We start from the raw sequence: 8,719 nt of genomic DNA, 5'->3' as shown, positions 1-8,719 counted from the left end.
GACAATTGTAGCCATCAATCAAAGGCGGTGGGAAATTGAAGAGAGTTTTCGTATCATGAAGCAGGAACTACGAGCCAGACCAGTTTATCTCAGCCGTTCAGATAGGATTCAAGCACATTTCACTATTTGTTTCCTAGCACTAATGATTTATCGTCTCTTGGAAAAACAAATAGGAGAAACAGTCACCTGTTCAGAACTCATCCAAACCTTACGCAATTATAAGTTCAAACATCTTTATGGAGTAGGATATCTTCCAACTTACACCAGAACAACTATCACGGATCAACTCCACCAAGCATTTGGCTTCCAAACTGATTTTGAGATTATAAGCGAAAAAAATATGAAAAAATTTTTAAAAAACCAAATCTCGATAAAAAGTACGCATTTTTTTAAAAGAGAAAAAGAGCTCCGAAAAGCTGTTATAGCAGCATTTAGGGGCTCTTTGTTTTCAAAAAACTGTCAAAGATGGGATTATACAACATTATAATACTCAACACAAGTATTTCACACATTATTTTCATGTTCATAAATCAAAATTAGAATGATGGATGATATCCTTCTTTTTCCACTCTCTTATCATATTTCTTCCTCCTACTGTATTATTCGTAAAAGAATAAAACATAAATATTAAAAAAATCGTAAACCCGACCCCCGCAAAAGAAGAGGTAAACGCTAAGAGGTTGGAGCGCAAGCGCCTCACACCACTATTTTATCAAATACCACTTGAAAAAACAATTCTCACAAAAGTCCCCAGATTCGTTTCTAAGGGTTTCTAGTTGATTCATGGAGTTCTATATGATGAAGCCCTAAAACGAGGCGTCCTAGACTCCAGTTATTCAGCTGATGGCTACTTATATGCTTCTAGTTCTCCGTTCTGGTGAATTCTAGCAAAGTTTAAGACGGCTATCTGTTTGTATCTATGATAATTAGTGGATTTTGTCCCAGCAATTTCTAAACATTCACTTACTGTTTTCTTCCTCATGTAACAATAATGGATAATAAAGTATTTTCTGGCTCGCTTGTTCTCTATCTTATTGATGTCATGGACAAATGTTTCTAGACTCTCTCTGATTGCCTTTTCATGCTTACTAGTCAAATTCCACTGATCAGGTAGGACAAGTTCCCAAGCCTCTTCATCTATTGTAACTTGGTTTTCACTCCCTGCCATCCTCTGGAATCTCAGAAAGTAAGTCATCCGCTTTCTACTTTAAATTACAAGGGTAAAAGCTTAATTTCTTCTACTAAATTTCTTCCTTTTTCAAAACTAATCATTTTTCTGGTAAATTGGTCAGTTTTTACCCCCTTTTTGTCTGGAGGTCTCCGACTTGGAAAAAGTTCCCTTCACCGGTTCCCAAAGTATTCAAAAAATTTTTTTCAACGTGGGGGGAGTCAATATCCTTTCAGTTCTATAAATCTTTTAGCGATTACTTTTCTTCGACTATTTATATAACGAGTAGTTTTATTTAGTTTCTCTGCCACGTCTTCCCAAGTCACACCAGCTTCTAAAAATCTCATTTTAAAGATGACTAGATCAGTATCAATCAGATTTTCCATCAAGGTATCTACAATTAATTTAAAACCTTCCAGATATCTTAAGGTTAAATCTTCTTCAATTCTAATTATAGTATCTTCAGTAGGACTTGAAGCTTTCTTACCCTGAGATCTAATATACGTTTCATTCCCATGTTTCTTGTTATGTATCAACTCTTGTCTTCTCAAGTAAATTTTATTAGCAATCGTTCTATATCGCCCTAACTCAATATCTATCCCGTCCAGGTCTCTATTACTCAGTTCATACATAGTCAAGTACCTCCACTTCAATTTTAAAATTTTCTTATCTTGCGTTCTGTCAAACTGACAAAAGCTTAAAAGCCTTTCAACACTCCACTTACCAGGTATCATTGTTTTAAGTTTGACAACTCTTCAATATGACAATTTAAAGAAGTATCCCTCTAATTTATTCCCCAGTTTCTCTTATCTTACATTCTGTGAAACTCACTCCATTCTGTAACTTACTGATATACATGGCTTCCAAGCCTATACTCTGTTTTAGTTTATGCTTTCTTCATTTTGTGAAACTAATTTACTGAAATTAAAAACAAGGCCATTTTTGATATAGCTATCAATTTCTTGATATTCAAACCAGCCTTGTTTCTAATGAATTACTCTTTACCTAAATACTCTTTAATCTCACGATATTCCTTAGAAAAATTCATATGCCCACTGACATCAGGATTTAAGAACGGAAGGATACTTGTTGGATTTACTTCTGTCCGATATACTGCAAGAGAATGCTCCTGAGTTATTTCTCCAACTACGCCTTTATGTATTTCTTCTACATCTTTCTTTAGTGCTTGAATTTCATCGTAGGCATCTAAAATTATCCTAAGTTTCTTCTGGTAACGTTTATAGATTTTCTTTTCTTCAGCTCTTCGCTTAGTCTCTTTAAAGATATATTCAAATATCGCTGCCTTTGCCTCCCAGAAATAAGTATCATACTCTTTCTCTAAAAGATTGATTGATTCACTCATGTTAGTAACTTGTTCTAAGGAAGTAGCATTATCCTCAAAAAAAGAATCAATATTATCAAATGAAACCTTCTTCTCTCCAGTAATTGTTTTTCTTTTTTCTTCCAACTTTGTTCTTGCTTTTGCAATCTTATCTTTTTTATCATCAAGATTTTCTAATGTTGATAATACTTCTCTAATATCCATCCCCTATCTCCTAATTCCATTTTATAAAGAAAGCGCAATCCGTTTCAATTTTCTTTACAACGAAACGAGTATAAAGCATTAAACTCATTCCATAAATAACAGATTCACTTACCCACCGTAAGCTATTTTTGTTTCTTTCAAATAAAGTAGCGAAATTATACAAATCCCCAACGAAAGCAACTTTATCGCCTTTTACTCCTAGCACTTCATCAGGTACAACAATAACATCATCAACGTATAAGTTTTCTGAGTATCGTTCCTTCTTGTTAATTTTTAAAATATAATTTCCATCGCTAGATTTCTCCTTATCTAAAAACTTAAATAGTGACTGACTTAATACAAGAGTATTATGACGTTCAGGATTTAAATCGTTTATTGTATCTTTCAATTCGTCAAAATTAGAAACATTTTTTTCAGGTGCTTCTTTTAGAATTTTTCCGATTTCAATATTACGAGTTTTACGACAAAGACGGGGAATTTTTTTACTTAAGAAATCTGATATATTATATTCTCCATCTTCAACTTGTTCAGACGACAAGGCAATACGGCCTGAAAATGTCTTGTGTTCAAACTTGGTTCTAATCTGTTTTTTTCTAAGTTCTACACTTTTACTATCTCTAAAATCTTCTGATTCAAGTTCTGCTAGATGTTCATCATCAAAACCTACAGTTTCATATGTTCCACCTGTACCCGTATGCTCAATCACATTAACAAGATCCACTAATTCTTTTCCTTCTTCAGGAACGTCATAGATACTTGTTATATCTTGTGATAATATTAAACCTGTTTTTGATTTTTCATCATCAATACTCATTCCTCTACTTCTTACATACTTTTCTACCAAACTAAAGTTTTTAGCCATTTTATACTCCTTTATCTCTTTATTGCTCCTCGTTGTTTATAATTTTTTCTAAAGTTCTTAGCTCTTAGCTTTTCTTTTAGAACTCTACGAGCTTTTAAAATCATTTTTTCTAACTGTTGATTTTGTGTTTTCGTTAGCATATTTCTCTAGTATTTCATGGTTCCCACTTTCTAAACTGCTATCTTCATTTTTACATTTTGAAAATATTTTCTGTCTTTTTTCTGGATCAATAGAAAACTTACTAGCTACCACATACCCTAATGAAGTATCTACCGTCATCTTCTTCACCTCCTTTCTTCTCAAGCAAAAAGGGACATACCACTAGCATTATATGCTTACGGTATGCCCCTGAGTTGTTCTCAATAGACTTATTTTTTAGTTTCTTTTTTGACTAGATGAGTAAATTTCCCATCTGAGTAGACTAAAGTTATCTCTCCAAATCTTGGAACTTTTTCTATCTCTATTATACCACATTTTTCGTAGACAATAAAGCCTTTTTCTGTTGAAAATTTCATTTCATCCATATCTATTAACCTTTCTCTCCTCTCACTGTGTTAATCGTGTATCGCTTATCTTTGATTGTGAAAGCCTTAAAAGTGTTCCCTTCTAAACCTTTCAAAATTCTACTTGAATTTCTAGCATTGTACACCGTCCGTAGTTCACTACTATCTAGGTTCGTGTTGAAAATCGTAGTTTCTCGATTGTTGATAATATCAAACAAGAAATCCTGTTCCCAATCGCTCTTAGGTGTTACTGTCCCATTTTTTGCGCCCAGGTCATCGATGATTAGGAAATCAACATCAACAAGCTTTTTAACCGCCTCATATTCTGTTAAGTTGGCATTTCTTCCATAAGCCCAACCTTCTTTTATCTGCTTGATAATCTCGGTTAAGCTGACAAATAAGACACTCTTAGGATCGTTCTTCTCTCTGAAACTCTCATTGATTTCTTTGGCCAGGGCAAGCGATAAATGACTTTTTCCTATTCCTGTGCTACCGCTGATTAAAGTATTTCCCGTCATACCTGCAAGGTATTTCTGGGCTTGCCCCTTTACAAACTCTAACATCTGACCTTCCTCTGTAGTCTTAACAAAGAAATTATCAAATGTCGCTCCCTTTAACTCTTTAGGAATTGTACTATCACGCATTAATACATCATAAGTTTTAAAATACGTTTGTCTATCATCAAACCGCTGTAATAGATCTTTCTCTTTTTGTTTAATATCCCCCTTCACACACTCCGGGCAAAATGGTTGTATTTTTCTTTCTGAACTCCCTACTACAGATATAGAAATTTCCCAGTAATTTACCTGATGAATATCACAAACTTTATCTGATATTTTTCTGTTATTAAATTCTTTAAATTGTTCCTTCATCTTTGCAACTCCTAAAATGGTAGATCTGGGAAGTTATCTTCTGACTTCCCTTTTATGTTTTTAGGCTTTTGATTCAAATAACCATCAAACTTAGATCCGAAAAGTGTTTCAGGTCTCAGATATTTAGAAAATTCAGGACTATCCTTCCATTCTGCCGTTTTAATATCTATCACCTGTTTAAAATCTTCAAGTGTATAGCCTTCTTTGAATCGTGCTAGTAAAAGCCTTTTTGTCTTATCGACAAATTTATATCTCTTGTTAGCTACTTGATTCAAATAAACAACAGGAATCCAAAGTTCTTTATGTTTTGTTTTCTCTAAATCTTTTATAGCCATTTCTTCAAGCCAACTAGGAAAAATGAAAGATGAGCTTTGCTCATTAGGCGAGGTTTCCTCGGCTATATATTCTTTATTTATATCTAACTTTAAATCTTGCTCTAACTCTTTATCTATCTCTATCTCTGTCTTACATGTAGATAACGTTGTAAAATTATTAGATAACATTGTAAGATTTTTTTCTTTCTCTTGTTGCTCTTTGCGGTAACTTCTCATATATGCAGCATGGTTTGTTTCTTGTTGTACTAAAGCTTTTGCTTGGGTTAACTCGGCATTCTTATCTTCATCAATCTGAATCAGGCCACATTGCGTAAAATAAGCTATAGTCATAGATATATCATCTTCTGAAACATCTAATTTCAAGGCTAGTTCTTCTTTTAATGTTTCAAAATATCCCTCGTAATACAGAATACAATCACTTTCAAGACTTTCTAACATCATGCGTATATAGATTACTGTCATGGTATAACCGCCAGGCATACTTTTGAGTCGCTTAATAAAGAGATTGTCAAAAAATTTCTTATCAATTTTCAACCAAAAATATACTTTAGTTTTTGCCATCATCTACCCCCAGGAACTTCAAAATATCCGTAACTTTGTAATAGACTTTTCTAGTATCTTCTAGTGGTGGTTGGTAGCGTCTTAGTCCTGCACCTTCCCACTTTTGCAAGGTTTTGTATTTTATATCTAACTCGTCCATAGCTTCTTGTGCTGATATTAAACCAGTTAGTCGTGGTTTAGGTCTTTCTCGGACTGCTAGATAGTTTTCTACTACTGTGCTTATTCTATTGGTTAAATCGTGTTCGCTTTCTTTACTCAAACTAAACATATCCTTCCACCCCTTTCAGTGTTAAATTCATTCTATTCCTCATTTCCTAGGCTGGTTTATGGGTTCGGAAGGTTATTTGGTCACTTAATGCCCTAAATAACATATCTTCCTGATCATTTAAAATCATCTCAATAGTTTTACAAACTTTATGTCTTAAGTTTGTATCCGAAAGTTGATTATCTAATACTCCGAAAATTGCTGATAGATTTTCTATGTTCTCTATACGCTTAACTATAAAGGCCTCTATTGTTAAGCCTCGCTCATCTAATTTCTCTTTAGTATATAAATGTACTCTATAAGTCATTTGATATCTCCTTGTTTATTAACACCTGCAAGCTGGATATATCGCCCATAGTCAGGGCTTAAACTCTCACTAGGTCTTTCTCCCAGTTTCCTGTTTTCTCGCTCCAGTTGGGCGCTTTTTCGCGGTCTCGATGGTTTAGATAAAGCAGCAAGCCAATCAATACCATCACGAAGATAAGCGCCTGTGTGTTGCTTATATCTAACTCATTCATTTTAATAACCCTCTTTCTTTCAAATCCTTGATAATTAGGCTACGTAGATAATCCCAAATATTACCAGTGTTATCTGTTGCTAGTTTATTCGGATCTGTGAAACTTCTAACAGCTTTATTCAAATAGTTAAATAATAACCAGTGTGGGCGTTCTTTCCCTAAATTGATGGAATTAGTTGCTAAAAATTCATCATGTTTTTTCAACTCGCCTAGTAAGTTGCTGATGTTTGCATCTAAAAATGTTTCATGTTCCGCTTCCTGTTGTTTATAGGTTTCTGATAGTTTATAAAACTGAATCCATAGCTGACTGATTGTAGTTCGACAATCTTCGGCTATCTCTGTTGCTCCGTGGTGTTTCTTTGATAAATGCCACTCCGACAAAATATCTAACTTCTCCTCTACGCTGCCTAATTCTTTTTCAAATTCTTTAAAATAATCATTCATGTTTTTCCTCCAATTCTCTTTTGTACATTTTAATAGCATTATTTAGATTTTTCTTTGTATTAATAAGCCAATCATAAGCAAGATTAAAAATAGCGCCCTGTGTGTCGTATTCTAAAGTTAAAAGCATGTTCTTTTCTTTGGTGCTTATGTTTTTACTGAAAAAGTGGAAAGTAGCCCCTAAGGCATTTTCAACGGTGTTAAGTTCTAAGGTTAAATCATCTAGTTCATCTAAAATATTTCTCATTTCTTCTTTTGTCATTGTTTTTTTCTCCGTTGGCTTTTTAATGATCGTTTACTACCCTGGATAATTTTACCACTCCAAACGCTGAGCGATTGCCCCAAGTTGGCGAACGCTTGTAGTGATGTTTCGTGGGTAATCACCCACATTTCAGCTAAACAAGGCCTTAGAATCACCCTGTCAGCGCTTGATTTCAAAACCTTTTCTAATTGCTTGCCTGCTCTTCGGTTTTTCTTTAGGTATTTGATAGAATAGATATTTTTTGCTATAATCAAAGCATAGAAAAAATTTCTATACTTTGAATTATGTCGCTTGCTCGCCTCGTCTAAAATTTGAGCAAGTGATTTTTTTATTTTCTTTTTGCATGATTACTACCTGACTTTGGTTTATAAAGCAAGTCTTTACTTTCGATAAGATCTAGAATCCAGCTGAACCCCTGCTCCACCGTTTCAAGAAATGCGCCCAGGTCTTCACTGTCCAAGTTCTCGTAGTTCATACAAAGATATTCAGCTAGTTGTCTGTCTTTCTCAACTAGCTTTTTAAAATCCTTGGAATACTTGGGAATTTCTAACCCTTTGGCATTCGTAACTGTCTTAAAATCATTTTCCATTTTCTATACTCCTATACTTTAAAAATTAATTCCTTAATTTCTGAATATCCCCTATTCAAATTAATCATAGCTATTGCCATATCTTCCGAGCGCTGATAGTTTGTAAGTTCATCACTGGTTAAACTGTCAATACCGTTTCCACTTTCTCGCTCTTGCATGAGTTGGGCTTTGTTTTTCCCAGTCGCTCCCTTTAGCAATAAGTTTGTAAGTGTACTATAGGCATGCTTGGGCGCTTTCTCCCATGATTTGATAGCTTCGGTTAAGGTCTTGCGCTTTGGTTTTTCCAGTTCTCTTTGAAGATAACGCTTAGAAAGTTCATCACGCATTTCAAAAAAGGCTTTAACCAGGTTCTTCTTAAACTCTTTTACGGGTTCTGTATTTCGTAAGTAAGTGATCATCAAGGTTGCTTGTTGCTCATTCAAAATATAGTCCCGTACATTTTGTCCACTCTTTGAAGGTGAAATTTTAAATTGCACCTTTCCGAAGATTTCAAAGTCCTCTCGGTGCTTGTTCAGCAAAATCTTCAAATGTCTGTGCTTAATTTCAGCGCAGTCGGCAACGATACTGCTCAGTGTATACGGCTCTTTCTTGCCGTCCATATAAACCAATTCCATTGGTTCACTCCTTTCTTCTTGTTGCTCGTGCTTGCCACCTAAAACAGTACCAAGGTAAAGCATTAAAGTAGGGTAAAATCGGAGAATATGAACCCCTACAAACCCTTGATACTGCTATAGGTAACAAGCAAATTACACTAGCGAATATTTAGCTAGATCCGTTTATCAATCCCCAGTAGTAAAG

The 8,719-nt window shown here is 34.5% G+C and carries 14 protein-coding genes and 2 pseudogenes; 1 reads left to right on the top strand and 15 read right to left on the bottom strand.

Going from position 1 to position 8,719, the window contains the following annotated elements:
• Positions 1-358, top strand: a pseudogene (locus SK629_RS02350) (transposase); the annotation flags it as partial.
• 489 nt (positions 359-847) lie between these two features.
• On the opposite strand, the gene SK629_RS02345 reads toward SK629_RS02350, so the two are convergent.
• The 15 genes and pseudogenes from SK629_RS02345 to SK629_RS02275 form a co-directional block, all read right to left on the bottom strand.
• Positions 848-1,168, bottom strand: coding sequence for a transcriptional regulator (locus tag SK629_RS02345; protein ID WP_235219602.1), 321 nt, complete (start codon positions 1,166-1,168; stop codon positions 848-850).
• Positions 1,169-1,389: 221 nt separating this feature from the next.
• Complete coding sequence (locus SK629_RS02340) at positions 1,390-1,800, bottom strand: DUF722 domain-containing protein (protein WP_042900420.1); 411 nt, start codon at positions 1,798-1,800, stop codon at positions 1,390-1,392.
• Positions 1,801-2,162: 362 nt separating this feature from the next.
• On the bottom strand, positions 2,163-2,714 hold the full coding sequence (locus SK629_RS02335) for a hypothetical protein (RefSeq protein WP_042900410.1): 552 nt from the start codon (positions 2,712-2,714) through the stop codon (positions 2,163-2,165).
• Between the two features lie 10 nt (positions 2,715-2,724).
• Complete coding sequence (locus SK629_RS02330) at positions 2,725-3,576, bottom strand: phage major capsid protein (RefSeq protein WP_042900409.1); 852 nt, start codon at positions 3,574-3,576, stop codon at positions 2,725-2,727.
• Positions 3,577-3,660: 84 nt separating this feature from the next.
• Positions 3,661-3,855 carry a hypothetical protein gene (locus SK629_RS02325; protein ID WP_042900408.1) on the bottom strand — a complete coding sequence of 65 codons (195 nt, stop codon included), beginning with the start codon at positions 3,853-3,855 and terminating at the stop codon, positions 3,661-3,663.
• Between the two features lie 89 nt (positions 3,856-3,944).
• Positions 3,945-4,100 carry a hypothetical protein gene (locus SK629_RS12410; RefSeq protein ID WP_000344069.1) on the bottom strand — a complete coding sequence of 52 codons (156 nt, stop codon included), beginning with the start codon at positions 4,098-4,100 and terminating at the stop codon, positions 3,945-3,947.
• A gap of 5 nt (positions 4,101-4,105) precedes the next feature.
• Positions 4,106-4,951 (bottom strand): ATP-binding protein, encoded by an 846-nt coding sequence (locus SK629_RS02320; protein WP_042900406.1) that lies wholly within the window; start codon positions 4,949-4,951, stop codon positions 4,106-4,108.
• Between the two features lie 11 nt (positions 4,952-4,962).
• Positions 4,963-5,847 carry a conserved phage C-terminal domain-containing protein gene (locus SK629_RS02315; protein ID WP_042900405.1) on the bottom strand — a complete coding sequence of 295 codons (885 nt, stop codon included), beginning with the start codon at positions 5,845-5,847 and terminating at the stop codon, positions 4,963-4,965.
• Positions 5,834-6,115, bottom strand: a complete 282-nt coding sequence (locus tag SK629_RS02310) for a hypothetical protein (protein ID WP_042900404.1) — start codon at positions 6,113-6,115, stop codon at positions 5,834-5,836. The genes SK629_RS02315 and SK629_RS02310 overlap by 14 nt, the downstream gene beginning before the upstream one ends.
• A 46-nt stretch (positions 6,116-6,161) precedes the next feature.
• Positions 6,162-6,419, bottom strand: coding sequence for a hypothetical protein (locus tag SK629_RS02305; protein ID WP_042900403.1), 258 nt, complete (start codon positions 6,417-6,419; stop codon positions 6,162-6,164).
• Positions 6,416-6,630, bottom strand: a pseudogene (locus tag SK629_RS02300) (hypothetical protein). Before SK629_RS02300 ends, SK629_RS02305 begins: the two are co-directional and overlap by 4 nt.
• The gene (locus SK629_RS02295; protein ID WP_042900402.1) at positions 6,627-7,073 is read right to left on the bottom strand and encodes a hypothetical protein; all 447 of its coding nucleotides are present in this window, start codon (positions 7,071-7,073) and stop codon (positions 6,627-6,629) included. Before SK629_RS02295 ends, SK629_RS02300 begins: the two are co-directional and overlap by 4 nt.
• Positions 7,066-7,332, bottom strand: coding sequence for a hypothetical protein (locus tag SK629_RS02290; protein ID WP_042900401.1), 267 nt, complete (start codon positions 7,330-7,332; stop codon positions 7,066-7,068). Before SK629_RS02290 ends, SK629_RS02295 begins: the two co-directional genes overlap by 8 nt.
• A 328-nt stretch (positions 7,333-7,660) precedes the next feature.
• A complete protein-coding gene (locus SK629_RS02280) occupies positions 7,661-7,921 on the bottom strand; it encodes a hypothetical protein (protein ID WP_042900400.1) in 261 nt (86 codons plus the stop codon).
• 11 nt (positions 7,922-7,932) lie between these two features.
• Positions 7,933-8,535 carry a Rha family transcriptional regulator gene (locus tag SK629_RS02275; protein ID WP_042900418.1) on the bottom strand — a complete coding sequence of 201 codons (603 nt, stop codon included), beginning with the start codon at positions 8,533-8,535 and terminating at the stop codon, positions 7,933-7,935.
• Between the last annotated feature and the right edge of the window lie 184 nt (positions 8,536-8,719).

This window comes from Streptococcus mitis (assembly GCF_000722695.1).
GTDB lineage: Bacteria > Bacillota > Bacilli > Lactobacillales > Streptococcaceae > Streptococcus > Streptococcus mitis_O.
The sequence above is the reverse complement of the archived record's forward strand: the minus strand, read 5'-3'. Positions and strand labels throughout refer to the sequence as shown.

Excerpts from the sequence above, each read along its gene's own strand:
- SK629_RS02345 (WP_235219602.1), bottom strand. The coding sequence starts at position 1,168 with ATGGCAGGGAGTGAAAACCAAGTTACAATAGATGAAGAGGCTTGGGAA.
- SK629_RS02340 (WP_042900420.1), bottom strand. The coding sequence starts at position 1,800 with ATGTATGAACTGAGTAATAGAGACCTGGACGGGATAGATATTGAGTTA.
- SK629_RS02335 (WP_042900410.1), bottom strand. The coding sequence starts at position 2,714 with ATGGATATTAGAGAAGTATTATCAACATTAGAAAATCTTGATGATAAA.
- SK629_RS02330 (WP_042900409.1), bottom strand. The coding sequence starts at position 3,576 with ATGGCTAAAAACTTTAGTTTGGTAGAAAAGTATGTAAGAAGTAGAGGA.
- SK629_RS02325 (WP_042900408.1), bottom strand. The coding sequence starts at position 3,855 with ATGACGGTAGATACTTCATTAGGGTATGTGGTAGCTAGTAAGTTTTCT.
- SK629_RS12410 (WP_000344069.1), bottom strand. The coding sequence starts at position 4,100 with ATGGATGAAATGAAATTTTCAACAGAAAAAGGCTTTATTGTCTACGAA.
- SK629_RS02320 (WP_042900406.1), bottom strand. The coding sequence starts at position 4,951 with ATGAAGGAACAATTTAAAGAATTTAATAACAGAAAAATATCAGATAAA.
- SK629_RS02315 (WP_042900405.1), bottom strand. The coding sequence starts at position 5,847 with ATGGCAAAAACTAAAGTATATTTTTGGTTGAAAATTGATAAGAAATTT.
- SK629_RS02310 (WP_042900404.1), bottom strand. The coding sequence starts at position 6,115 with ATGTTTAGTTTGAGTAAAGAAAGCGAACACGATTTAACCAATAGAATA.
- SK629_RS02305 (WP_042900403.1), bottom strand. The coding sequence starts at position 6,419 with ATGACTTATAGAGTACATTTATATACTAAAGAGAAATTAGATGAGCGA.
- SK629_RS02295 (WP_042900402.1), bottom strand. The coding sequence starts at position 7,073 with ATGAATGATTATTTTAAAGAATTTGAAAAAGAATTAGGCAGCGTAGAG.
- SK629_RS02290 (WP_042900401.1), bottom strand. The coding sequence starts at position 7,332 with ATGACAAAAGAAGAAATGAGAAATATTTTAGATGAACTAGATGATTTA.
- SK629_RS02280 (WP_042900400.1), bottom strand. The coding sequence starts at position 7,921 with ATGGAAAATGATTTTAAGACAGTTACGAATGCCAAAGGGTTAGAAATT.
- SK629_RS02275 (WP_042900418.1), bottom strand. The coding sequence starts at position 8,535 with ATGGAATTGGTTTATATGGACGGCAAGAAAGAGCCGTATACACTGAGC.